The sequence below is a fragment of the Pseudomonas sp. KBS0707 genome (assembly GCF_005937945.2).
In the GTDB taxonomy this organism is placed as follows: Bacteria; Pseudomonadota; Gammaproteobacteria; order Pseudomonadales; family Pseudomonadaceae; genus Aquipseudomonas; species Aquipseudomonas amygdali.
Map to the genome: position 1 here is coordinate 1,627,360 of NZ_CP041754.1, position 24,225 is coordinate 1,651,584.

The 24,225-nt window shown below is 56.4% G+C and carries 25 protein-coding genes and 1 pseudogene; 18 read left to right on the forward strand and 8 right to left on the reverse strand.

Annotation, left to right across the window (positions count from 1 at the left end):
- Nucleotides 1-142: 142 nt before the first annotated feature.
- Together FFH21_RS07700 and FFH21_RS07705 are read right to left on the reverse strand one after the other, a co-directional pair.
- Nucleotides 143-655: a hypothetical protein gene (locus FFH21_RS07700; protein ID WP_004657591.1), complete on the reverse strand. Its 513-nt coding sequence runs from the start codon at nt 653-655 to the stop codon at nt 143-145.
- Between the two features lie 167 nt (nt 656-822).
- Nucleotides 823-1,011 (reverse strand): hypothetical protein, encoded by a 189-nt coding sequence (locus FFH21_RS07705; protein ID WP_002554403.1) that lies wholly within the window; start codon nt 1,009-1,011, stop codon nt 823-825.
- Nucleotides 1,012-1,317: 306 nt separating this feature from the next.
- Here FFH21_RS07705 and FFH21_RS07710 point away from each other — a divergent pair, with 306 nt between their 5' ends.
- Together FFH21_RS07710 and FFH21_RS07715 are read left to right on the forward strand one after the other, a co-directional pair.
- Nucleotides 1,318-2,154 carry a S1 RNA-binding domain-containing protein gene (locus tag FFH21_RS07710; RefSeq protein ID WP_011168071.1) on the forward strand — a complete coding sequence of 279 codons (837 nt, stop codon included), beginning with the start codon at nt 1,318-1,320 and terminating at the stop codon, nt 2,152-2,154.
- 38 nt (nt 2,155-2,192) lie between these two features.
- Nucleotides 2,193-2,594 (forward strand): DUF2177 family protein, encoded by a 402-nt coding sequence (locus FFH21_RS07715; RefSeq protein WP_004664200.1) that lies wholly within the window; start codon nt 2,193-2,195, stop codon nt 2,592-2,594.
- Nucleotides 2,595-2,672: 78 nt separating this feature from the next.
- Here FFH21_RS07715 and FFH21_RS07720 read toward each other — a convergent pair whose 3' ends face one another.
- Entirely contained in the window at nt 2,673-3,053 is a 381-nt protein-coding gene (locus tag FFH21_RS07720) for a hypothetical protein (RefSeq protein ID WP_002554400.1), read from the reverse strand.
- Between the two features lie 245 nt (nt 3,054-3,298).
- Here FFH21_RS07720 and FFH21_RS07725 point away from each other — a divergent pair, with 245 nt between their 5' ends.
- The 3 genes from FFH21_RS07725 to def all read left to right on the forward strand — a co-directional run bounded on the left by FFH21_RS07725 (nt 3,299) and on the right by def (nt 5,272).
- Nucleotides 3,299-3,490: a CsbD family protein gene (locus tag FFH21_RS07725; RefSeq protein WP_002554399.1), complete on the forward strand. Its 192-nt coding sequence runs from the start codon at nt 3,299-3,301 to the stop codon at nt 3,488-3,490.
- 227 nt (nt 3,491-3,717) lie between these two features.
- Nucleotides 3,718-4,686, forward strand: coding sequence for a YihY/virulence factor BrkB family protein (locus FFH21_RS07730; protein WP_004664202.1), 969 nt, complete (start codon nt 3,718-3,720; stop codon nt 4,684-4,686).
- Nucleotides 4,687-4,732: 46 nt separating this feature from the next.
- Nucleotides 4,733-5,272 carry a peptide deformylase gene (gene def / locus FFH21_RS07735; protein WP_004664205.1) on the forward strand — a complete coding sequence of 180 codons (540 nt, stop codon included), beginning with the start codon at nt 4,733-4,735 and terminating at the stop codon, nt 5,270-5,272.
- 24 nt (nt 5,273-5,296) lie between these two features.
- Here the strand turns inward: def and FFH21_RS07740 are convergent, their stop codons facing one another.
- Entirely contained in the window at nt 5,297-5,707 is a 411-nt protein-coding gene (locus FFH21_RS07740) for a GNAT family N-acetyltransferase (RefSeq protein WP_004657602.1), read from the reverse strand.
- A gap of 121 nt (nt 5,708-5,828) precedes the next feature.
- On the opposite strand from FFH21_RS07740, the gene FFH21_RS07745 reads away from it, so the two are divergent.
- The 8 genes from FFH21_RS07745 (at nt 5,829) to FFH21_RS07780 (ending at nt 13,356) form a co-directional block, all read left to right on the forward strand.
- On the forward strand, nt 5,829-6,842 hold the full coding sequence (locus FFH21_RS07745; protein WP_011168073.1) for an ABC transporter substrate-binding protein: 1,014 nt from the start codon (nt 5,829-5,831) through the stop codon (nt 6,840-6,842).
- A 134-nt stretch (nt 6,843-6,976) separates the two neighbouring features.
- A complete protein-coding gene (locus FFH21_RS07750; protein WP_004657606.1) occupies nt 6,977-7,477 on the forward strand; it encodes a hypothetical protein in 501 nt (166 codons plus the stop codon).
- A 28-nt stretch (nt 7,478-7,505) separates the two neighbouring features.
- Nucleotides 7,506-7,943: a nucleoside deaminase gene (locus FFH21_RS07755; protein WP_002554393.1), complete on the forward strand. Its 438-nt coding sequence runs from the start codon at nt 7,506-7,508 to the stop codon at nt 7,941-7,943.
- 338 nt (nt 7,944-8,281) lie between these two features.
- Nucleotides 8,282-9,103, forward strand: a complete 822-nt coding sequence (locus FFH21_RS07760; protein ID WP_004657609.1) for an alpha/beta fold hydrolase — start codon at nt 8,282-8,284, stop codon at nt 9,101-9,103.
- Nucleotides 9,093-10,268: a PAS domain-containing sensor histidine kinase gene (locus tag FFH21_RS07765; protein WP_004664208.1), complete on the forward strand. Its 1,176-nt coding sequence runs from the start codon at nt 9,093-9,095 to the stop codon at nt 10,266-10,268. The genes FFH21_RS07760 and FFH21_RS07765 overlap by 11 nt, the downstream gene beginning before the upstream one ends.
- Nucleotides 10,269-10,384: 116 nt before the next feature.
- Entirely contained in the window at nt 10,385-11,569 is a 1,185-nt protein-coding gene (locus tag FFH21_RS07770) for a GAF domain-containing sensor histidine kinase (protein ID WP_004664209.1), read from the forward strand.
- Between the two features lie 240 nt (nt 11,570-11,809).
- Entirely contained in the window at nt 11,810-12,130 is a 321-nt protein-coding gene (locus FFH21_RS07775) for a hypothetical protein (RefSeq protein WP_002552537.1), read from the forward strand.
- 62 nt (nt 12,131-12,192) lie between these two features.
- The gene (locus FFH21_RS07780) at nt 12,193-13,356 is read left to right on the forward strand and encodes a PQQ-dependent sugar dehydrogenase (RefSeq protein ID WP_011168074.1); all 1,164 of its coding nucleotides are present in this window, start codon (nt 12,193-12,195) and stop codon (nt 13,354-13,356) included.
- Between the two features lie 92 nt (nt 13,357-13,448).
- On the opposite strand, the gene FFH21_RS07785 is transcribed toward FFH21_RS07780, so the two are convergent.
- Entirely contained in the window at nt 13,449-13,757 is a 309-nt protein-coding gene (locus FFH21_RS07785; protein ID WP_004657615.1) for a PepSY domain-containing protein, read from the reverse strand.
- A 301-nt stretch (nt 13,758-14,058) separates the two neighbouring features.
- On the opposite strand from FFH21_RS07785, the gene FFH21_RS07790 reads away from it, so the two are divergent.
- From FFH21_RS07790 to FFH21_RS07830, 5 genes are all read left to right on the forward strand, one after another.
- On the forward strand, nt 14,059-16,233 hold the full coding sequence (locus tag FFH21_RS07790) for a TonB-dependent siderophore receptor (RefSeq protein WP_011168075.1): 2,175 nt from the start codon (nt 14,059-14,061) through the stop codon (nt 16,231-16,233).
- Nucleotides 16,234-17,279: 1,046 nt separating this feature from the next.
- Nucleotides 17,280-18,596, forward strand: coding sequence for an MFS transporter (locus FFH21_RS07810; protein ID WP_011168076.1), 1,317 nt, complete (start codon nt 17,280-17,282; stop codon nt 18,594-18,596).
- A gap of 473 nt (nt 18,597-19,069) precedes the next feature.
- Nucleotides 19,070-19,339 (forward strand): LuxR C-terminal-related transcriptional regulator, encoded by a 270-nt coding sequence (locus FFH21_RS07815; protein ID WP_004657623.1) that lies wholly within the window; start codon nt 19,070-19,072, stop codon nt 19,337-19,339.
- 183 nt (nt 19,340-19,522) lie between these two features.
- Nucleotides 19,523-20,242: a hypothetical protein gene (locus FFH21_RS07820; RefSeq protein WP_004664217.1), complete on the forward strand. Its 720-nt coding sequence runs from the start codon at nt 19,523-19,525 to the stop codon at nt 20,240-20,242.
- Between the two features lie 726 nt (nt 20,243-20,968).
- Nucleotides 20,969-21,841 carry a hypothetical protein gene (locus FFH21_RS07830; protein ID WP_004657629.1) on the forward strand — a complete coding sequence of 291 codons (873 nt, stop codon included), beginning with the start codon at nt 20,969-20,971 and terminating at the stop codon, nt 21,839-21,841.
- Nucleotides 21,842-21,845: 4 nt separating this feature from the next.
- On the opposite strand, the gene FFH21_RS07835 is transcribed toward FFH21_RS07830, so the two are convergent.
- The 3 genes and pseudogenes from FFH21_RS07835 to FFH21_RS07845 form a co-directional block, all read right to left on the reverse strand.
- On the reverse strand, nt 21,846-22,769 hold the full coding sequence (locus tag FFH21_RS07835) for a diguanylate cyclase (RefSeq protein WP_019740860.1): 924 nt from the start codon (nt 22,767-22,769) through the stop codon (nt 21,846-21,848).
- Nucleotides 22,766-23,869, reverse strand: a complete 1,104-nt coding sequence (locus FFH21_RS07840; RefSeq protein WP_011167789.1) for an IS5-like element ISPsy19 family transposase — start codon at nt 23,867-23,869, stop codon at nt 22,766-22,768. The genes FFH21_RS07835 and FFH21_RS07840 overlap by 4 nt, the downstream gene beginning before the upstream one ends.
- 60 nt (nt 23,870-23,929) lie before the next feature.
- Nucleotides 23,930-24,103: pseudogene (locus FFH21_RS07845) on the reverse strand (MASE2 domain-containing protein); the annotation flags it as partial.
- Nucleotides 24,104-24,225 lie beyond the last annotated feature (122 nt).

Genomic DNA, 24,225 nt, shown 5'->3' on the forward strand with positions numbered 1-24,225 from the left:
CTCACTCCTTGATCTGCGAGGAGTGTGGTCAGGGATGGCGTATCAAAAATGGCTCAGGAGCCGACACAAGCCGCGAGCTAGAGCCTCGCAAGGATACCGTTGAAATGGACCGCGGGCGCACCGTTCGTCGATCCGTTGTGTGTCAGTTAGCCGCAGTGGTGCGCGCCGAGGGGATGACCAGGCCGCGAATCACTACCAGCGCCTGTTGAAATGACGGGTAGCCGCTCTTGGCAACGTCCAGTTGGGAGTACTCGGCCTGGTAACGTTCAGCAAGCTTCGGGTCGCTGACGCTCAGCTGTTGCGAGAGCAGGGCGATGGCCAGTGGATGCTTGTGCTTTGCCGCAGTCTGCAGCAGTTCGATAATCTGTTTTTGATCGGCCTGCTGGCGGATCAACAGTACGGCCTGGTAGAACTCGGCTTCGCCCGATGCGTCGTCGAGTGCGGCACGGCGCAGCATGGCTTCGGCCAGCTCGTAGTTTTCGCGGTCGTCTTCGCTGATCAGCAACTTGGCCTGGAGCATGTCGTTCTGATAAAGCAGATGCCCCGCCCGGCATGGGCTGTCGGTGAGCTGACTGTCATTGGGACCGTTTTCGCAGTGGTGCGATGCGCAGCCGCCAAGGTAGACAAGTGCGCCGAAAAGCATCCAGTTCTTCATTCGAGCATTCCACAAAGGAGATAACGTCCAGAGCGTGATCCAGCTCGTGGTCATAGTGATATCAGAGGAGAGAGTAGCAGCGTGACCGGAAGAATATCCAGCGAAGGATCGTCAATCTAGCGCCTTGAGCGTCAAGGCGCATAGAGATCGACAGGCAGGGCGCGGTTTTACTTTTTACCGAGATTGATCTGCTTGGAAGGTGCGAAGGTCTGGCCACTCACGCCTTTGGCAATTTGCTGGATTTCACCGCCGGACTTCAGGAAAGCTGCAATCTGCGCGTTGATCGAATCGCTCGTTTCAACGGCTGGGGCGGGTTTGGCTTTCGAGTGGGATGCTTTGATACGCATGGCTGCCATTTACCTTCATAAACGTAATACGGCCAGCCAGAGTACAGGAAACGCTTGATTATTGCTTGGCAAATATGGCATTCGCCCGAGGTCGGCCCTTTGGCGGAGCTGCCTGGGCTCTGCGCGATTTAAATCTAACACTCTGTTTTAAAAGACAAGTTTATGACTGGTAGCCTTTGTGCTGCCCGAGCGCGTCAAGCCGTTTCGATCGGGGAAACTGACGAGTGGAGGCTATGTCGGCACCTTCTGCCACGCGGCGCGAACCCGGCGGTAAAGTCGGGTAGAATGCCGCCCACGCAATGAGGGTATCTGGAAATGGCTTTAATCGGGCGCTACAACAGCTTGCAAATCGTCAAGCACACGAACTTCGGTCTGTATCTGGACGGTGCGCAGGATGGTGAAATCCTTCTGCCCAATCGGTACATCCCCAAGGATATTCCTACTGAAGATGAAGACTGGCTCAATGTGTTTATCTATCTGGACAGCGAAGACAAGCTGATCGCCACCACTGAAAAACCCAAAGTGCAGGTCAGTGAGTTTGCCAGCCTCAAGGTGGTTGAAGTCAACAGCATCGGCGTGTTCCTCGACTGGGGCCTGCCCAAGGACCTGTTGCTGCCGTACTCCGAAGAGAAGCGTACCTTGCAGGCCGGTGAATACTGCGTGGTTCATGTTTACCTCGATAAGCACACGCGGCGCATCACCGCCACCGCGCGACTGGATCGCTATCTGGACAAAACCCCGGCCAGTTACAGCGTCGGCCAGGAGGTTGACCTGCTGGTCGCCGAAGCGACCGATATGGGTTTCAAGGCGATTATCAACAACAAGCATTGGGGCTTGATTCACAAGAACGAAGTGTTCAAGTTCATGCGCGCCGGCAAGCAGGAAAAGGGCTACATCAAGGAAATCCGTGCCGACGGCAATATCAGCCTGAGCCTGCAGCCGGTGGGCGCAGAAGCAGCGAGCAGCCTGAATTCGAAAATTCTCTCAAAGCTGCGTGAGAACAACGGTACATTGCCAGTCAGCGACAAAAGCGATCCGCAGGTCATCAGCGGCCTGTTCGGGGTCAGCAAAGGTAACTTCAAGAAAGCTATCGGTGCGTTGTACAAACAGGGGCAGATCGTGATTCACGCTGACCGTATCGACCTGGTCTGATATATCGCCCGGGCCCGGAATTTCATCAAGGACGTCCCATGAAAAGAATACTCACGGCTTACCTCGGCACGTTACTGGCGTTTCTGATCCTCGACGGGTTGTGGCTGGGCGTCCTCATGGGGCCGACCTACCGTGAATGGCTCGGACCGCTGATGCTTGCCACGCCCGTGGCTGGGCCTGCAATAGTGTTCTATCTGCTCTACGGGGCAGGCGTCGTGGTTTTCGGCGTAATGCCCGCGGTCAGAGAGCAGCGACTGAGCCGTGCGACCTTGTTCAGCGGGCTGCTGGGGCTGGTTGCCTACGGTACTTATGACCTGACCAACTGGGCCACCTTGCAGGGCTGGCCTGCGCAACTGGCGCTGATAGACCTTGCGTGGGGCACGGTGGTGTCGGCATTGGCCGGGACGGCGGGGTATCTGGCGGTGCGTCGGTTTACGTGAAGCGGCAGGCCGGGATGAGGCTGCCGATTGGCAACTTTCATCCCGAGCCGTGCGGGAACGTGACGACTGCTGGTGGAGCTATTTTTGCAAGAAGGCGGCAAAACCCAGGTTGCTGCCCTTGGGGCGCATGTCCTTGAGGAATGAATCCTTGTCGGCGCTCAGCTCCAGGCTGACGGTCGGCTTGCGTTTGTCCGCATTGCGCACTTCAAGGCCTTCCATGTGATCGCGCATGAACACCGTAGTCACTTTCAGGTGCAGCAACTGGTCGGTTTCAGGTGTGTGCAGCAGCAAGTGCAGCCATTCGTACTGACCCACTTGCAGGCGAGGCACAGGCAGGTCGAACCACCAGATGTTTCTTTTTGGGTCCAGCACGGCGAAGTGCGTGTTATTGACGCCGAGCACCGCGCCGCCCAAGTCCTGGTTTCTGCGTGCAATGGCCAGCTTTTTATCGAGTTTCATAACGTTCCTGTGCATCGGTTTGTTCAGCGTGTCGGCCCTGCCGGACAACAGTGGCGCGCATTCTCGCACAAACTTCGATGCAAACTCGCCGTCGGCGGCGCTAAAAACGCGCCATTGCAAATGGCAGACGAGTGGCATCAGCCGGCCAGAAAATAGTTGAAACTCTTCGCGACAGCCGCAGGTCAACCATTTTGTCGAGTACGACATCCGATTCCAGCGCGGTCTTCAGACCCAGGAGATTCACGATGAGCAGCACCAGCGATAAAGCCAAAGGTATGGCCAACGAAGCCGTTGGTAACGTCAAGCAGGCTGTTGGCAAGGCTACCGACAACACCAAACTGCGGGCTGAAGGCAAGGCGCAAGAGCTGAAAGGCGAAGGCCAGCAAGCCAAAGGCAAAGCCAAGGACGCGATCAAGAAGGGCGTGGACAAGGCTTGAGTCGATGGGTCCCGGGGCTTTCATTCCGGGATCAGGCAAGACCGATAACGGCCATCCGCGGATGGCCGTTATGCTTTCTGCTCTGCGGGACTGAAACCTTTCACGACCTGTCCAGTCAATGTGCCATCGGTATTCGTATCTCTGCGCCACATACGGGACACTGCATGCATGAAGTACCGGTTTTCAGGATGTGAGGTTTTCCAGTAAGGGAGCGATGAGGAAGCGCCATGATTTTCCCCCATTTGCGTAAATTGAATGTCAGCAAGGTGCTGGTGAGAACCGTCAACGAGTTCCTCGACGACGAGATGTCCACCTACGCCTCGGCACTGGCTTACCAGATGCTGTTCTCTCTGTTTCCGTTTCTGCTGTTTCTGATCGCATTGATCGGCTTTCTGCACCTGCCGGACTTTTTTTCCTGGTTGCGGCTGCAATCGGAATTCCTCTTGCCGCCCCAGGCGCTCGAGCAGGTCAACCCGGTCATCGACCAGTTGCAACAGTCCAAGGGTGGCCTGCTGTCCATCGGTATCGTGATCGCGCTGTGGACTGCTTCAGCAGGTGTGCGCCTGATGATGAGTGCCATGAACGCTGCCTACGACGTGGTCGAAGGGCGGCCTATCTGGAAGCGCCTCCCGCTGTCGATCCTGTACACCGTAGGCATTGCCGGCATGTTGCTCGCGGCCGCAGCTTTCATGGTGCTGGGGCCGCAAGTGATGAACTGGATTGCAGCCCAGATCGGCATGGAAGACTTCATCGTGACGCTGTGGACCATCCTGCGCTGGCCGGCGATCATCATTCTGCTGATGGTTGCGGTGGCGCTGATCTATTACGTGATGCCTGACGTCAAACAGGAGTTTCGCTTTATTACCCCAGGCTCGGTGCTGGCGGTGGTGGTATGGATCGTTGCTTCACTGGCGTTTGGTTTTTACGTCAAGACCTTTGCCGATTACAACGCCATGTACGGCAGTATCGGCGCGATCATTGTCCTGCTGCTGTACTTCTACATTTCGGCTGCCGTGCTGTTGTTGGGGGCTGAAATGAATGCGGTGATCGAACATATGTCCGCCGAAGGCAAGGACGCAGGCGAGAAGGAAGCCGGTGACGGGCTGGGCGAGGAAAGCAGCGAAACAGGTAAACAGCACGTTTCCGGGCTGGGACGCGATCACTCGGTGCCACTGCAGAAGGCTGACGAAACCTGATCGCGTTCTGTGGCAAGATTGCTTTTTAGGCAAGGAACACGCAGCCATGATCCGTAGCATCCTGAAAATGGGCGATGAGCGCCTGTTGCGCATCGCCCCTCCGGTGCCCGCAGACATGTTCGGCAGCAGCGAACTCAACACGCTGATTGCCGATATGTTCGAGACCATGCACAGCGTGGGCGGTGTGGGCCTTGCCGCACCGCAGATCGGCATTGATCTGCAACTGGTCATTTTCGGTTTCGAGCGCAGCGAGCGCTATCCCCAGGCCGAGGCGGTCCCGCAGACGATCCTGCTTAACCCACTGATTACTCCATTGAGCCCGAGCCTGGAAGAGGGTTGGGAAGGGTGCCTGTCGGTGCCCGGGTTACGGGGTATGGTGAATCGTTACCAGAGCATTCGCTATGAAGGTTTTGACCCTGAAGGCCAGCCTGTCGAGCGTGTTGCCCACGGGTTTCATGCGCGGGTCGTGCAGCATGAATGCGACCACCTGATTGGTCGTCTCTACCCGTCGCGCATTACCGATTTCAGCAAGTTCGGCTTCATGGACGTAATGTTCCCGGACATGGACTCCAATGCCGATGAGTGATCACCCGGCGGCTCTGCAAAACCGTCAGGCTTCCCGACAGAGCGCAATCAGCGGTTTGCTGCGGCTGTAGCGCATGAATTTCTCGCCGAGGGTGTGTGGCAGACGTTGTGCTGTCTCAAACCCGGCGAGCTGGTAAAAGCCCAGCAAATCAGGGTGGCAGAACAGCCACACCGGCCCGGCCAGCGGTTGCAGCGCGGCATCGATCAAGCTTCGCGCCACTGTCTTCCCGCGCATGGGGGGCGCTACGAACAGCCCGGTCAGCCAATGTCCCTCAGCAACGGGCGTCAGGCACAAGGCACCGATGATTTCTGCCTGCTTCGCCACCCACGCCTGCCCCTTGCTGGCCGCACGCATCGATGACTGGTGCTCGCGGTAAAACTTGCCCAACAGCGGGCGGCACGCATCGGGTAACGGGTAAAAGTGGATTTCAGACATCGCGGACGGGCTCGGTACGTGGGCTGCGCATCATACAGAGGCTAAAGCCGTCACAACTAATCGCCAAGGGCTGCTGTCGATAGTTTCAGACCCGTTTTTTTTCGCGCCATTTGAGGTGAGCATGAAATCGATAACACGACTGTTGGGCTGTTCACTTCTGGCGCTGGGGCTGCTTAGGCAGACAGCAGGGGCGGCTGAAAAAAACGCGCCTATCCAGTTCGGTGCGCTCACTTGGGAAAGTGGCAGCCTGATCACCGAGGTGCTGCGTACCCTTGTCGAGAAAGGCTATGGCTACCGTACTGATACCTTGCCCGGCAGCACCGTCAGCCTGGAAACCGCGCTGGCGAAAAACGACATTCAGGTGATCGCTGAAGAGTGGACCGGACGCAGCCCTGTGTGGGTCAAGGCTGAAGCTGACGGCAAGGTGCTCGGCCTGGGCAACATCGTCAAAGGCGCGACCGAAGGCTGGTGGGTGCCTGAGTACGTGATCAAGGGCGATGCCGCCAAAGGTATCAAACCTGTAGCGCCCGATCTGAAGTCTGTCGCTGACCTGGCGCGCTACAAGGACGTTTTCAAAGACCCTGAATCGCCCGACAAGGGCCGTTTTCTGAACAGCCCGAGCGGTTGGACTTCGGAGATCGTCAACACCCAGAAGCTCAAGGCTTATGGCTTGACAGACAGCTTCGTCAACTTTCGCACCGGCTCGGGCGCGGCGCTGGACGCCGAAGTCGCATCGGCCATCCGCCGTGGCAAACCAGTGCTGTTCTATTACTGGTCACCCACACCCCTGCTGGGCAAGTACAAGCTGATCAAGCTGGAAGAGCCCGCTTTCGATGCAGAAGCCTGGAAAACCCTGACCGACGCCAGTAATCCCAACCCGCGTGGCACCTCTTCGTTGGCGGCGACGCTGTCTATTGGTGTGTCGGCAGAATTCAGCAAGCAATACCCTGAGTTGGTGAGTGTCTTCAAAAACGTCGATTTTCCGATCGATCTGCTCAACCGGACATTGGGTGAAATGAGTGACAAACATGAGGACCCCAGCGTTGCCGCCGCCAGGTTCCTCAAGCAGCACCCTGAGGTCTGGAAAGCCTGGTTGCCGGCCGATGTTGCCGCCAAAGTCAGTCACAGCCTTTGACCGTTGCGCTGCAAGGATCATGGAAGGGGCATAGCTGATAACGTCATCAATGGCCGGTATACGACGTGTCGGGTGGTAAAGCCCTGCCGAGCTGTTAAGTTCAAGACTCAGTCAATTCATGCTCAGGAGGAGCCATGGCTGATTACATCCAGGGCTCGCGAGGTGCGTGGCAGACCTGTCTGGCACTCATGGCCTGCCTGTGCCTGGACGCGATGCACCCGGTCAATGCTGAAGAAGCGGATGACATGGCGCTGGCGTTGGTGGAACAGCGAAATCTGGGCGAAGGTCTGGCGTGGCTGGGTTATCAGGTCGCCTCGCGCACAGCGACGTTTGCCGGTATCGTGCAAGCAATTGGCAAGACCGAAGCTCAGGAACTGGTGCAAAAAGAGTTGCAGCGCCTGCAACCTGAGTATCAATCGCAATGGGACCGCAATCTGGCAGCGGCCTATGCCCATTCATTTACGGCCGAGGAATTGCGTTCGCTCAATCAGGGCGAGGACTCGCCTTCCCTGGTGAGCAGATTCAGAGCCAGAAACACCCAGGTCAGTGCCGACATGAAAGCCCGGTCCTCGGAGCTGCTGGGACAATTCGTAAGTCGTGCGCTGGGCAACGCTCAGGCAGCACTGCAACGCTGACATCCATTCGATGATATGAGGCAAAACCATGGACGCATTCATGCAGGCTGCAATCGATGAGGCACAACTAGGGCTGAAGGAAGGTGGAATTCCCATCGGTTCGGTCATTGTTCACGAGGGCAAGATCATTGGTCGGGGGCATAACCGCCGTGTGCAAGAGGGCAGTGCAACCAGGCACGGCGAAATGGATGCCCTCGAAAACGCCGGTCGCCAACCGGCCCGCGTGTACCGTGACGCGGTGCTCTATACCACGCTGTCTCCTTGTGCGATGTGCAGCGGGGCGATCCTGCTCTACGGCATTCGCAAGGTGATCGTCGGCGAGAACCAGTCGTTCATGGGCGAGGAAGAATTGCTACGCTCGCGTGGCGTGCAGATCGAGGTGCTTGATAACCAGGAGTGCAAGCACATGATGCAGGGCTTCATCGCCAGCAAGCCTGAGTTGTGGAACGAAGATATCGGCGAGTAAGGGGGGTGAAACCTCCAGGTCATGAGTCCGAGAACGGGCTTGGACCAGCGCAATTGACACAATAGTCATCGCGATACTTGCCTGCCGTGCCAATGCTCTGCGTTGGCATGCCTTTGGTGAGGTTCTGCGTCACACATCCTCAGCCTGGCAAGGCAGCGTGCATAACCGACGCTCAGGCCTCAATGGCCCGACCCTGATCATCGATCAATAATCTTCTTCCGCTCCGGACTTAAAGTGCTGTTTGTGCCACTAGTGTGCCTTTAACGGTGATAATCTCCTCTCATCATCATTACGGTATGCACAACAGGCCGGTTGCCTGGTTATTTTCGGAGCCCGATATGTCGGTCCAACAGCGCAATAACGTCAATATCGTGGGCGACGGACCGGCCACTCTGATTTTTGCTCATGGATTCGGCTGTGATCAGCACATGTGGCGCTTCATGGCTCCGCACTTCGCCGAACGCTTCAAGGTTATTCTGTTCGACCTTGTAGGCAGCGGAGATTCCGACGTGTCGGCCTGGTACCCGCACAAATATGCGTCACTCAAGGGCTATGCAAGCGACTTACTGGAACTGGTCGACGAGTTCGCCGGAGACGGGCCGATTGTGCATGTCGGCCACTCGGTCAGTTGCATGATTGCGGTGCTTGCTGAACTGCAGTCGCCCGGCCGGTTCGACGGCCATATCATGGTGGGTCCATCGCCCCATTACCTCAACGACGGTGATTACGTCGGCGGCTTCACTCGCGCTGATATCGACTCGTTGCTTGAGACGCTGGAAAGCAATTACCTGGGCTGGTCCAGCACCATGGCGCCGACACTCATGGGCGCCTCTGACCGGCCTGAACTGGGTGAAGAGCTTGCCAGCAGCTTCTGTCGTACCAATGCCGAGATTGCCAGGCAGTTTGCCCGCGTAACCTTCCTTTCCGACCATCGTGCCGATGTCGCGAAACTCAAAAGCAAGACGCTGATCATGCAAAGCAGTGACGATCTGGTGGTGCCGGTGCAGGTTGGCGAGTACCTGCACCGTGTCATTGCCGACAGCACCTTGCACATGATCGACAATGTTGGGCATTACCCGCACATGAGCGCGCCGCAGGAATGCATAACCGCCATGAATCAGTTTCTGGCGTCTTACGAGAGCGCTGCACATGACGGTTGAACAGGTGAGTCTGCCAGTGACAGAAGACCTGTACGAACATGCGGCATGCGGTCTGTTGGTTACCTTGCCCAATGGCACCATTGAGCGTGCCAATCTGACGTTCTGCCGTTGGCTGGGCCTTGAGCGTGAAACTGTTCTGGGTCGCCGCTTTCAAGACCTGCTGAGTCTGGCAGGCAAAGTCTTCCTGCAAACCCACTGGGCGCCGCTGTTACAGACCCAGGGGTCGATTGCCGAGGTCAAGGTTGAATTGATCCATGCCGATGGTCGCGCCATTCCCATGATGCTCAATGCCGTACGCCGCGAGCATCCGACCGGGGTTTTGCATGAAGTGGCGGTGTTCATGGCCGAGGAGCGCAACAAGTACGAACGTGAACTGCTTGCTGCGCGCAAGATCGCCGAAGAGCTGTTGCAGCAACAGATGACTGTTCAGACAGAACTTACCTCGGCACGCAATCGCCTGCGTCTGGCTCACGCCGAGGCTGAGATACGGGCCATTTTTGCCGAGCAGATGATTGGCATCGTCAGCCACGACCTGCGTAACCCGCTGGCGGCGATCAAGATGGCGGCCGGGCTGCTGGAGCGCACGCAACTGGAGTCGCGACAAGAACGAATCCTTGGGCACATCCACCACTCCACTGACCGGGCCGACCGCATGATTGTGGATCTGCTGGATTTTACTCATGCCCGCGTCGGCAGCGGTATTGCCGTGGTCCCTCAGGCTATCGATCTGCACGCGGTTGTTGCTCGAGGCGTCGAAGAGCTGCGCCAGGTTTTCCCGCACAGGGTGCTGACGCATCGCAGCGAAGGACAGGGTGCGTGCTCGGCGGATCCGGATCGTCTCCTGCAAATGCTCGGCAATCTGGTGAGCAACGCCATCAACTATGGCACGGACGGCAGCGAGGTTTTGATCACTTCGTCCTTCGATACCTGGCTGATCAAGCTGTCGGTGCACAACGTCGGCGAACCCATACCGATGGAGAAGGTGGACGACCTGTACGAACCGGTCGTACGGGTGGTCAGCGACAGTGACGAAACCCGCACAGTCGGGCTTGGCCTGTTCATTGTTCGTGAGATTGTTCGAGCCCATCTGGGTGAGGTGACGGTTCGCTCGTCGGTTGAGGAGGGTACAACGTTCACTGTGGCCTTCCCGCGCCCTCCTGCATGAGTGAACGTACGGCCAGGTTTTTTTCGGTCAACGTGGCGTATTCACGGGTGCACAATGATCGTTACAGACCTAAACTAAACGCTGCGCCATTACCTCAAGGCTGATAGAGGTTCTCCATGCGGCAATCCATTTCAAATGATGTAGCCAAGATAAGCCGGATCAGCGCGGTTCCGGCCATCCTGCAAGTCATCACCGAATCAACCGGCCTGGGCTTTGCCGCCGTGGCGCGTGTCACCGAAAGTACCTGGATGGCTTGCGCGGTTCTGGACAAGCTGGATTTTGGTTTGAAACCCGGCGGCGAGCTGGAACTCAGCAGTACAATCTGCCACGAGATTCGCAGCTCCCACAAGGCTGTGGTGATTGATCATGTCGCTGAGGATCAGCTGTTTTGTGAGCACCATACGCCGCGGTTATACAACTTCCAGAGTTACATATCGGTACCGATCTTCCTCCCCAATGGCACCTTTTTCGGCACTATCTGTGCGCTGGACCCCAAACCCGCCAAGCTGACGGGTACCCCCATCGAGTCGATGATGGCGTCTTTTGCGCGTCTTCTGGCACTGCAGATCGAGGCCGAGGAAAACCTGCAGCAAGTGCGTGAAGACCTTCTGGCCGAGCGTGAGGTGGCAGAGCTGCGCGAGCAGTTCATCGCCGTTCTGGGGCACGACCTGCGCAACCCTTTGTTTGCCATCAATGCCAGTGCCGAATTGCTGCTGCGTCGGCCACTGGATGAAAAGGCCCTGCAAGTCGTGCAACACATCCTGACGTCTGGCAAACGCGCCTCGCAACTGGTCGACGACGTGCTCGACTTTGCCCGCGGCCGGATGGGGCATGGTATTCCTCTGAGCATGCATGATGCACACGGGCTGGATGAAACGCTTGAACATGTTGTGTCAGAGATACGCCGCGTTCACCCGTCCCGGCTGATCAAGTCGGATATAAAGATGCTGGAGCGTATTCGCTGCGACCACGAGCGGATCGCACAATTGCTGTCCAATCTGGTGTCCAACGCGATCAGTCACGGTGATCCCCAAAGCCCGGTCGAGGTGACAGCGGGAGTGCGCGGTGATCTGTTTCTACTCAGCGTTACCAATCAGGGCGAGCCGATACCCGAGTCCGTTCGTTCGCAGTTGTTCCTCCCTTACTCACGGCCAATCACTGACGAGCCGCAAGCCGGGCTAGGCCTGGGGCTCTATATCGCCAGCGAGATAGCCGTGGCGCATGGCGGTACGCTTGAAGTGTGCTCGACACAAGAGCAGGGCACTGTCTTCACGTTCAGGATGCCTTTGAAGTCGGCGTAGATACGCCCGCAAACCACGATGTGTGACCTGTGCGTGGCGCTTCCTTGCCCTGCGCCAGGGCCAAGCCTGCGTGGCGTCGCGCATGGCTGAAGGTATGCGCTTTGACCATCCTTGTTACAAACTCTCACACCGCTATGCTTGCTCATCGACACTGTCGGGTCGAACCTGAGGCCTGGGCTGCCGTCAAAGGCCTGAGTCTTCACGGTTACCCCGCAGTTTCACCTTTGCCAAGAGGTAGTGATGAACAGTTTTTTGCGCAATCTTGTAGGGGGCGTGCTGGTTGCGTCATGTGGCATCGGTGCTGTTCAGGCGCAGACACTGCCAAACAGCACACTCAACAACGGCGCCAGCAGCAACCCCTATAACAGCCCGATCAAGCGCTCCAACCCCAACAGCCGTCAGGGCACCGAGTCAATCACGCCCCGCGCGCCCGGCTCCAATATTGCGCCGCCTGTGCGCAGGCCTACGCTGGAGAACGGCGGTATCGGCAACGGCTACCCCACGCGCCAGAATGCTCCGCGTCCCTCTACGCCGACAACCGACCCCAGCCGCGCCAACTGAATCTTCAACCAAGCGAGCCCGTTTCACCGCGGGACGTCGACTCAATGCATAAGGAAACGCTCATGCTTAGAAAAACCCTGATCGCCACTTGGTGTGCTGCTGCCATTCTGAGCCTGCCGCTGACGGCAAGCGCCGCCCCGGAAACCTACAAAAGCGAACAAGGCACCGTCACGGTCACCCCGGTTGCCGAAGGTCTGGATCACCCATGGGCACTGGCATTTCTGCCTGACAAGCAGGGCATTCTGGTGACGGAGCGTTCCGGCAACCTGCGTATCGTGTCGGCGGACGGCAAATTATCCGATCCGCTTTCCGGTGTGCCGCAAGTCTGGGCAAGAAAACAGGGTGGGCTGCTAGACGTCGTGCTTTCCCCGGACTTCGCCAAGGACCGCATGGTCTACCTGACCTACTCCGAAGGCAGTGGCAAAACCGCCGCCGAGGGAGATACTGCGGGTACTGCGGCAGGGCGAGGTCGTCTGTCCAAAGACATGACCCGTCTGGAAGATTTTGAAGTCATCTTCCGTCAGCAACCAAAACTATCGGTGGGCAACCACTTCGGTGCGCGGATGGTATTCGATCGCGACGGTTATCTGTTTATCGCGCTGGGCGAGAACAACGATCGTCCCACTGCGCAAGACCTGGACAAGCTGCAAGGCAAGATCGTACGTATCTATCCGGATGGCAGCGTGCCGAAAGACAACCCTTTTGTCGGGCAGAAAAACGTCCGGCCCGAGATCTGGTCCTACGGCCATCGCAACCAGCAGGGCGTAGCGCTCAACCCGTGGACCGGTACGTTGTGGACCAACGAGCATGGGCCCAAGGGCGGCGATGAATTGAACATCATCGAGCGTGGCCAGAATTACGGCTGGCCGATTGCGACCCACGGTATCAATTATTCGGGCGAGCCGATTCCGGAAGCCAAAGGCAAGTTTGTCGAAGGCACAAAAGTACCGTTTCAGGTCTGGGAAGTGTCACCGGGCATCAGCGGTATGGCGTTCTATGACCACAGCCTGTTCAAGGCGTGGGATCACAATCTGTTCATCGGCGCGCTGGCCACTGAGGAATTGATCAGGCTGCAATTTGATGGCGACAAGATCGTTCATGAAGAACGGCTGTTGAAAGGCATGAAACAGCGGATACGCGATGTGCGTCAGGGGCCGGACGGTTACTTGTATTTGTTGACGGATGAAGACAAGGGGAAGTTACTGAAAGTCGGGTTGGCTCAGTAATAGCTTGTTAAAGCTTTGAAAAAGAAAATTCCCACAATGTAGTGGGAGTTTTCTTATGGTTTCTCGGTGCGATAACTGTTGTGGCAGTCGGATCAGTTATCCTTTGCGTCACGTACCACTTCGCCCGTCTTGGCATCGACGTCGTAGTTCCATTCCACACCCTTGGCGTCTTTCAGTTCGATCTTATAGACCAGGCGGCCGTCGCGTTCTTTTTCCAGCTCGGTATCGTGGACCGTGAAGCCTGTGTGCTTGGCAACGGCCTGCTTGTTGAACTGTTCAAAGTCACCCAATGCCTGAGACTTGTAAAGGCGGATCACTTCATCGGGACCAACGTCGGCCTGGGCGGCACCTGCAACAGCAGTGAGGGCAACAGCGGCGAAGACGGCAGGCATAAGTTTCATAGGGTATTCCTTTCTGATTGATCTGTTTCAATGGATTCGTGACACGCTGATTGGTTCAGCGGTTTTGTTGAATTCAGATTAGCCACACTTACTTAATTCACGCTTAATTATTCTGGTGCGCAACGTTTTTTGCGGTGGCTTCTTTCCCCTGATACGTAAGTAGAGTTTTTCCGCGTCATTCGTTTACCGGCAGACCGTCACGTAAAGGTTGAAAAAAACCGGCAGTGAACGTAAAAGGTTGGCCCCCTGCCGGAAGGTGCATCGCGTCTGTCCAGGCACCTGTCCTTGCGGAGTCTGATCGATGAGTACGCCCTACCGACCTGCCATGCGTCATGCCTGGCGATTGTTACCGTTGGGCATGGCTGTTGCCTCGCCGCTAATGGCTGCGGATCCGCTCACTCTGGACGCGGTCAACGTGACCGGGTTCAGCGAACAGGAAGGTGCCAGCGACTATAAAGCTGGTCGGGCGTCGATTTACGGGTTTGATCAGGCTTCGCTGCTGGACACGCCTGCCTCGGTTTCAGTGTTCAGCGAAGCGCTGATCAAGGACCGTCAGGCAAAACTGCTGAGTGACGTGCTGCGCAACGATGCCTCGGTCGGCGACGGCTATGCGCCGGTAGGCTATTACGAAAACTTTGTGGTACGCGGCTTCTCGTTGAACGCGGCCAATAGTTATCGCATCAACGGCCGCAGCATTGCAGGCGAGCAGAACGTGGCGCTGGAGAACAAGCAGCAGGTCGAGTTGCTCAAGGGTCTGTCCGGCTTGCAGAGCGGCGTTTCAGAGCCCGGTGGTGTCATTAACTATCAGACCAAGCGCGCGCAGGATGTCCGGTCGGTAACGGTCTCTACCAACGAACACGGCGAGCGCTACCTCGCGACCGATGTCGGCGGCTGGTTCGGCAGCGAACAGCAGTTCGGGCTGCGCGCCAACCTGGCCCATGAAGACATTCGCTCGTACGTCGAGCACGCCGATGGCCAGCGTGATTTCGCCTCGCTGGCCTTCGACTGGAACATCAGCGAGCGCGCCTTGCTGCAACTCGACATCGAGTATCAGAGCAAAGAGCAGCGCTCGGTGCCCGGTTATCAATTGCTCGGCGGCACGGTGCTGCCTCACGACGCCTCGCCACGCAAGCTGCTGGGCTATCAAAACTGGTCCAACCCGGTGGGCATCGATTCGCTGAACATGAACGGGCGTTTCGAATACCGGTTCAACGACAGCTGGAAGGGCAGCCTGAGTGCGTCGCGCAGTCGCGTGGTCATTGATGACTACAGCGCCTTTGCGTGGGGCTGTTACGGCTCGGCCAGCTGCGCAGCCGAAGCGGTACCCAACCACTTCAGCGCCGAGGGTGGCTACGACATCTACGACTTCCGCAGCCCGGACGACACGCGCCGTAACGACGAGGTCGAAGCGGCAATGTCCGGTACGTTCAATACCGGATCACTGGGGCACGAGCTGACCTTCGGCACCAGCGCCTACCGCCGCATCGTGGACACGCGCGGGACCTTCAATGAATTCGTCGGCTCGGGCACGATCAACGAGTCGCCTGAATCGGTGGCACCGTCGCCTTTGACACTGCCACATACCGAGCGGCGTCTGGACAGCCGCCAGTACGGGCTGTTTATGACCGACCGGATCAGTTTCAACGAGCACTGGCAGACCGTGCTGGGCGGGCGACAAGTGCGGCTCGACGAGCAGGCGTTTACCGAAGACGGCAGCGACGCAAGACACACCGAGCGTTACGTGTTCCTGCCGCAGGCGGCATTGATCTACAAACCGGTGGACAACGTTTCGCTCTACACCAGCTACTGCAAAGGCCTCTCGCTGGGCGGGACAGCTGCCTGGTTCACTACCAACGCCAGTGAAATTCTTGCGCCCACCGTGTCTCGACAACTGGAAGCGGGTATCAAGTATGACTGGCAGCGTATGAGCCTGACGGCCGCAGTGTTTCAAGCCCGTCAGGCTTACCAGTATTCCAGGCCCAACGATGACGGCACGTTTACCTATGTGCAGCAAGGCGAGCAGAAAAACACCGGGTTTGAACTGGGCGCGAGTGGCTGGGTGACCGACCGCCTGCAGATATCCGCCAGTGCGGCGGCCATCCGGGCGCGCGTTGAAGACAGCGGCACCGAGGCCTATGACGATCATCAGGCCCTCAATGTGCCCAGATACCGTGGCACCCTGCAAGCTGACTATAGCCTGCCGGTGTCCGGGCTCGCCTTACTCGGCGGGATGCAGTACAGCGCCAGCAAGTACGCTGACCGTGAAGGCTCCGTGCAGGTCAATGACTACACACTGTTCAATATCGGCAGCCGTTACAGCACCCGAATCAGCGGCTACGACACGGTCCTGCGCCTGACCGTCGACAACCTTTTCGACAAACGCTACTGGCGTGATGCCGGGGAGTATCTGGGTGACGACTACCTATTCATGGGCGCACCCAGAACGGCGAGATTGTCGGCCACTGTCAACTTTTAGTGGACGGGCTCTACTGCACGGAGCGTTGGCACGATCGTCGGAATTCTCGTTCCACATGCTCCAGCGTGGGAGTGTAGTTCTCGACGCTTTGCGTCGTCAAGAGGACGCGGAGCGTCCGGAAACGGTATGCGACGCGGAGCGCCGCACGATAGTTGAAGTGATCGTTCCTCACGCTCCAGCGTGGGAATGCAGTTCTCGACGCTTTGCGTCGTCAAGAGGACGCGGAGCGTCCAGAAACGGCATGTGACGCGGAGCGCCGCACGATAGTTGAAGTGATCGTTCCTCACGCTCCAGCGTGGGAATGCAGTTCACGACGCTCTGCGTCGTCAAGAGGACGCGGAGCGTCGCACGATAGTTGAAGTGATCGTTCCACACGCTCCAGCGTGGGAGTGCAGTTCACGACGCTCTGCGTCGTCAAGAGGACGCGGAGCGTCCAGAAACGGCATGCGACGCGGAGCGCCGCACGATAGTTGAAGTGATCGTTCCTCACGCTCCAGCGTGGGAATGCAGTTCTCGACGCTCTGCGTCGTCAAGAGGACGCGGAGCGTCCGGAACGGCATGCGAGGCGGAGCGCCGCACGATAGTTGAAGTGATCGTTCCTCACGCTCCAGCGCGGGAGTGCAGTTCACGACGCTCTGCGTCGTCAAGAGGACGCGGAGCGTCCAGAAACGGCATGCGACGCGGAGCGCCGCACGATAGTTGAAGTGATCGTTCCTCACGCTCCAGCGTGGGAATGCAGTTCTCGAGGCTCTGCGTCGTCAAGAGGACGCGGAGCGTCCAGAAACGACATGCGACGCGGAGCGCCGCACGATAGTTGAAGTGATCGTTCCTCACGCTCCAGCGTGGGAGTGCAGTTCACGACGCTCTGCGTCGTCAAGAGGACGCGGAGCGTCCAGAAACGACATGCGACGCGGAGCGCCGCACGATAGTTGCGATCCTCGTTCCCGCTATAGGCCTCAGCTCCGTATCAGTGCGCCCGCAAGCTTTGCTATTCTTCGCGCCCTGTGAGCGCCAGGCGCTTTTTTCAGCCATGTTTCGGGGGCTTCATGACGGCCATCGTTCAATCCACTCCCCAGCCCTTCAGCAGAGCCGACTACAAGACCCTGGGTCTTGCGGCGCTGGGTGGCGCGCTGGAAATCTACGACTTCATTATCTTCGTATTCTTTGCGCTGACCCTCAGCCAGCTGTTTTTTCCGCCCGACATGCCCGAGTGGCTGCGTCTGCTGCAAAGCTTCGGGATCTTCGTGACCGGCTATCTCGCACGCCCGCTGGGCGGCATTCTGATGGCGCATTTTGCCGACCGGCTGGGACGCAAGCGGGTGTTCAGCCTGAGCATTCTGATGATGGCCCTGCCTTGTCTGCTAATCGGCATCATGCCCACCTATGCACAGATTGGTTACTGGGCGCCGTTGGTGCTGCTGGCGTTACGCATTCTGCAAGGCGCAGCGGTCGGCGGCGAGGTACCCAGTGCCTGGGTCTTCGTGGCAGAGCATGCACCCCAGGGGCATCGCGGCTACGCACTCGGGGTTTTGCAAGCCGGTCTGACGTTTGGATACCTGCTCGGTGCGCTGACCGCAACATGGCTGGCAAGGGTCTTCAGCCCGGGTGAGATCCTTGACTGGGCGTGGCGCATTCCGTTTCTGCTGGGCGGTGTTTTCGGTGTAGTGGGTGTCTGGCTGCGTCGCTGGCTGAACGAAACGCCAGTGTTCATCGCCATGCACGCCCAGCGTGAAAACCTGCCTGCACTGCCGCTTGGCCAGGTCCTGCGCGATCATCGCCAATCCTTGCTGCCTGCCGCGCTGTTGACGTTTGTGCTGACGTCCGCGGTGGTCGTGCTGGTGGTGATTACCCCGACGGTCATGCAGCAGCGCTTCGGGATCAGCGCCAGCAATACCTTCGCCCTGAGCGCAGTGGGCATCGTCTTCCTCAATATCGGCTGCGTGCTGGCAGGCATGCTGGTTGACCGCATCGGTGCGTGGCGCGGGGTCATCATCTACAGCCTGCTGCTGCCGCTGGGTATAGGCGTGCTTTACGCCAGCCTCATCCAGCAATGGATGCCGCTGAGTATCGCCTACGCCATTGCAGGGCTGGCCTGCGGGGTTGTCGGCGTGGTGCCTTCGGTGATGGTCGGACTGTTCCCTGCGAACATTCGTGTGTCAGGCATCTCGTTCACTTACAACATTGCCTACGCTTTTTGGGCGAGTACCACGCCATTGCTGCTCATCGCGCTGATGCCCTGGAATATCTGGGTTTGCGTGCTTTACAGCCTGGTCATGGGGATTGTGGGTCTGACGACCGCAGCGGTATTCGGTCTGCGCCGGGGTGTAGTGGTAGATGACCTTGCAACCGGCAGAAGCGGATAGCGCCAAGCCTGTTCCTGCTGGCGCGCCTCTTTCTCGCACGCAGCCGCTTATCTCTGTGGGCGGTTTTCGCAAATGAAACATATCAAGAAAGTTCCTCAAGTCAGGCGTTGTCAATTGTAACAAGTGATTGTAATTCTGTTTGCTCAAGTCTATCTTGCGCCCTTCTATATTATTTTTATTTATTGAGCGGGTGTGCTCTTGCCTGCCACGATTCCAACGTGGCTCGGTTGGCGGGTTATTTATGATTTCATTAAATTGATAGTCGTAATTTTTCTGTATTTTCTGTAGGAAATTTCTTCAGTCGTTTATTAATTAACGATTATTCTTACAGGTCTTTGTTTTTGGCAAGGTTTTGGTTTTTATTCGGGTTTAATGAAAAACAATACTAAATAAAATGATTTCTGTGCCGATTTACTTTTTAGGTCATGGAAGACGAGTGTAAGAAACATCCTACAAATTTGCTCTAGGGCAAAATGATGGCAAGGGGAAGTAGTATGGAGGTGACAATGAGAGAGCAAGAGGTTCTTGGCCTGCTGTTGCAGGGCTGTACGAACAAGGAAATCGCCAGGCAGCTCCGTATCAGTGACTATACGGTTCGCGATCACGTGTCCTCGCTACTAAGAAAGAGCCGTGTAAAGACCCGTGTCGAGCTCATGGCGCGTTGTGTTTCTATCTTGCTTCCGGGAAAAAGTAACCGACCCCCTACATCTGTCGGATTGCGTAACGAGTCAGCACATACATAATGTGTCTTGTCACAGAATATATCTTGTCAGGGCGATCAGCGTTATCGGGATAGTGCCCCAAGGTCAATAATCTCAATGTTTCACTACGGTTGCCTTTCGGTGTTCGGCTATCTGGCTGCCCGGAACAGGGGATTTCTGAAGTTCGTCCTTACGGCAAACCGTAAAGAATAAAAAGGAGCAATCATGACTGTTTGTTTTGTTCGGGGCCGGTCTGAGTCCGATCAGTCATTGCGGCTGGATCCGCATCGGCCCGGTTTGAATCTCACAACAGACTTCCATCGCCTGGCAACCCGTCAGTCGGCACTTTCGGTGACGCAACTTGCCGAGCAACAGAAAAAACTGTCCGGCCCCGTTGGCCTGTTTGCCAAACTCTGCCGACAGGTTCGCTCGCATGGACGCCAGGCCCCGTTGATCGAAGAGGTCGAGCGGCTTGAGGGGCGCAAGCGCAAATGGCTGGCCGAGCAGGCTGTACAGTTCATCCTGGGCTTGCACGGCCGCCGGCCAGCGGTCGATAACCCGTTCAAAGGCCTGTTGCGCGAAGACCTGTGCTGCATCGTGTTCGATGACGCATCGCTGCACACGCTGGTCGAGCGCTACACTGCCGGTGAAGCACTGCGGCACCAGGACAGCGAGTACTTCGTCAAACTGATTGCCACCACACGGAACACGGTCGAGCGACGAATCGTCTTCCACGGCCTGCTCGAACACTTCGACCGATTGCTGCCGATCGAAAAGAGCATCTACCCGCTCAATTACCGCGCCGTCCAGCTTGCTCATCTGGAGCAGGAAGAAACCCTCTACGGCAAGTTGATCATGGAGCAGCCCATTAGCACACTGCTTGAAGTACATACCCCTGCATGGCTGTTGGAAAATCTTTCCTCTTTTGAGTTTTCGATTGATTGAGAACCCGCTCTGGATGTCCACGGGCTAAGGCTTTTTCTGAAAAGTATTTGATATGGATATATAAAGCTGTTCGGGGTTTACGATTTTTTCAGTAACGGTTTTAAATTTTTTCGAGCTTTTTGAAGGCGTAGCATTAAATACCGCATGTTTTTATCAGTGGCTTATACAATAAAAGAGTAGTAAGAAGAATCGCAAATGCCGCGTGTTTTTAATGATAAAACATTGGGAAAAGTGTTATGAAAAAAATTAGTACCTCTGTTGCTGTTGTTTTTGTCTTCGGCCAGTCAATCTGCAGATTACTCGGTGACAACTACAAGAACACCTACGACTATAAACGGACCTGGGCATAATGCATTCTCCAGGCACCAGTTGAGATTGTCCGATTACCCTCGCGGGGCGGCCAATAACTCCCGATTGCGGAAAATCTCATGGACGGCGACATCATTTCCGGACAGTAAAGGTGAGCGCGCCAATCTTTGCTTTCGAACCACGGGTGTACACGATATCGATTGTGTAACTATTATTCCTGGCGCTCTAGGTAGTACTGAGCTCTTCAATAATCTCGGTTTTAGCTACGCGTCGGATGTGATCATTCGGCACAACGCTGAAAGTGGACCTTGGCAAAGTAAGCCGTTGGGGGCGGAAACAGTCACCTTTCATTTAACGTATTGATTGTCGACCCCTGACGATAAACGTCAGGGGTTCTATAGGCCAGGAGTCCACATTATGCGGGTAATCAGCTCTGGAATAGAAGCGCTGGTAACAGCAAGGCAACTTGATGAAAAAATAGCCTCTAAAAAAATACCCATTCTTGCTAGCTCATCCAGTCGTCCAGACTTTCTGGACCCCTCCGTGACAATCAGCGGCGGGGCGATTCTCAAACAGAGAATTTTCGGACTGACAGACCCTAAATTTCCAGCACCCATGCTAGGTAAGGCAGAGTGCGGCACGTCCATGCCTGAAACCTCTTTTTTAACACGGGATGACCGAAGGCTTCTTGGCGAGGTTTATGAGTGGGCCAGAGATCAGGGGGCTGATCTTTTCTACGTCGATGACTTGGCGTTTGGGCTGGCATCCTACAGGGAGAAAGACGATGGAAGGATCTGGTCTCGTCATAACGAAGGCAAGACCTATGACATGGAAGGGCACAAGGTCTTTTACAGTTTTACAGATACAAATGCGGCGACGGCCAAGCGTATTATTGAGGGAAGCGCTTTAACAACAACACGGCTGGATCAGGGTTTTATTCGTTTTATCACGGACAAAGACTACGGTGCCCTTGGTCACAACCACTTTGAGTTCATGGAAAAAGTCATCAATCGTTTTTCGACGTCGGGGGAAAGGGACCAGCAACTTGGACCTGACTATGCTACCTATAAAAGCCAGAAAAACGACTACATTAGAACTCTGTCAAAGGAAAAGTACGCCCCTGGCGAGGGTGACATTCGGGAAACCGGCATCCCCGCTCAAAAAACCGCAAAACCCAAGGAAATCACCCTGGAAAGCCTGCGAGAAGACATGCGCAACTCGTTCATGAAGGCAATGGGTATCAAGAACTTCTCATCCCTGTTTGACGTCCTGTTCAAGAACCGGCGTTGACCGGTCAGGCATCGGCACTCAGTGGCTGGAGCTCTGACGGCATATCCTGAGCGCTGGCCACGCAGTTGCGACCAGTGCTTTTGGCGAGGTACAGCGCCTTGTCTGCTTCGTGCAACCAGGATGAGGCATCCGGCAGTTCAGGAGAGTAGGCGGCTATGCCGATACTGAGGCTGACCTTGAGATCGCGCTGCAGAGAGTAGGTCATTTCATCTATCGCCAGACGCGTGCGCTCCAGGATTTCCCGCGCTTGAAACAAGTGGGTGTCCGGCAGAATGACGCAGAACTCATCCCCGCCACAACGTCCGATCAGATCCGAGTCACGCAGGTTTTCCATCAGTGCTTCACTGATGTTCTGCAGCACTGTATCGCCCATGAGGTGGCCATAGGTATCGTTGATGACTTTGAAATGGTCAATGTCGATCAGTGCGATGACGCACTGCTGATGCTGGTTCTGGCTTTTTACGTACTCCAGATCAAGCAGGTCTTTCCATGCGCCATGATTGAGCAGTCCAGTGAGGCTGTCGGTGCGGCTTATTTTGCGCAGGATGTTGCGATGCTCCCAGAGCTTCAGGGTGACCTGATGGCTCATCCAGCCGATGAAAATAGGGTAAATCACCAGTACGGGAAGGCAGGCGTAGATCTGTGCCATGTTGCCATGCAGATTGACAGCAGGGTTGAGCAAGGCCAGCGAGATCAGTACACCCAGTGCCTGTGCGCACAAGCCTTGCAGCATAAGGCGTGGCCCGGCAGCAGCCATGTTATGCATGGCCATCATCGCGATGACCGTAACGCCGGGAACGGCACTGAAGCCCATCGCGCCAATCCAGAACCCGCCCATCAGCGAATCGAAGAGCAGATTGCGCCATTCAGCCTGATAGGGTTCGCGCGACTTTTTCGCAATCTGGTAAGAGGGTGTAGACAAAATCATGTAGTGAGTCGGCGCGCGAGTATTCGAGCCTCGGCCAACCAAACCCATGCCTCGCTTACCGCAAAAAGGCGATCATGATGCATGATCAGTCGCCGAGCTCTCTCATTCCAGGCATGAGTTCGCTCCACTACCCATCGCTTGGGCATGACCACAAATCCAGTCTGAACAGGCTCCACGGAAAATAGATCGCCTTGTTCAGAGTGCCATTGCCCTGTTCTTCTGTTATTCGGGCCACGGATCACTTGAACATCGATAGCGTGCAGTTGATGGGTGCGCTGTGCCCATTTTCCTGCGTACGCACTATCAACAAAAAGCGTGCTCAGTGACGGATATTTTTCCTTCGAGTACGCCACCGCATCATCCGCCGCGTCACGATCCTGCACGCTTGCAGCACTGATACTGACAGCCAGCAGCAGGCCCAATGTATCGACAATCAGACTTCGTTTACGCCCCTTGACTTTTTTTTCCGCGTCGTAGCCGCTGTCACCGCCTTGAGGAGAACTGCGGGTCGACTGTGAATCCAGGATCGCTGCTGACGGGCTGTCAGCGCGTTCTTCCCGCTCACGCCATTGAGCTCGCAAGCGATCATGCATTTGCTCGAACTTGCCTTGAGCGCTCCACCGGCGGAACGTTTTGTAGACATTGTCCCAATGAGGAAAATCGCGGGGTAGCATTCGCCATGAGCACCCCGTGCGTACGACATAGCAACAGGCTTCCAGCAACGTGCGCCGAGAGTGAAGCGGTGGCACTCCTCGTCCGCCCTGGCTTTCAAACAGGTCGGCGACCAGTGCCCACTCGGTATCTGTCAAGCAACTCGGATATAGCTGCTCCGGCAGTTGGCGGCGGTGGGTTTCATTGTAGCCATAGGCTTTATTAGGTTCAGGTGACTGAAAACTTCCCTTGGCCCGCTGCTTTACACGCGTAATCCCTGCCATTTTCAACGCTTTTGCAAAGGTGTCGGGATGCGCAGTGATACCGGTTTCGGCGAAGAATACGAGCGCCAATTCGGCCTGGCTGGAATAGGGCTGTGCATGAGCGAGTTTCACCAGCACGGGATAGTGCTCGGCGGCAATCGAGCGAGGACGTCCGGTTTTAGGCATGGCTTGAGGGCTATTCAGACAAGGGAGTGAAAGTTTAATTTATTTTGTCTACACCCTCTAAGCAACATGTGGCCAGACCAAGGCATTGAGCAGTGCCAGCGTCCAAAGCCAGTGTGCGGCATTCACGTAATATAAAGACACAGCGACAGTAATAAAGCCAACGCTGACACCGAGAGATCTCGGCGCGTAGATCCGCTTGGCGAATGCCAGTCCCTTGCGGTGATATGAGCTCATAGTTCCTTACCGGACATAACGTCTTGAATCGGTCAGAAACCATGACTCCTTGACCGAAAGGCTGGAGTTTGAGCGTTCGACAGTGTCATGGGAAGAGCATTTTGCAGTGCTGTGTCAATTAG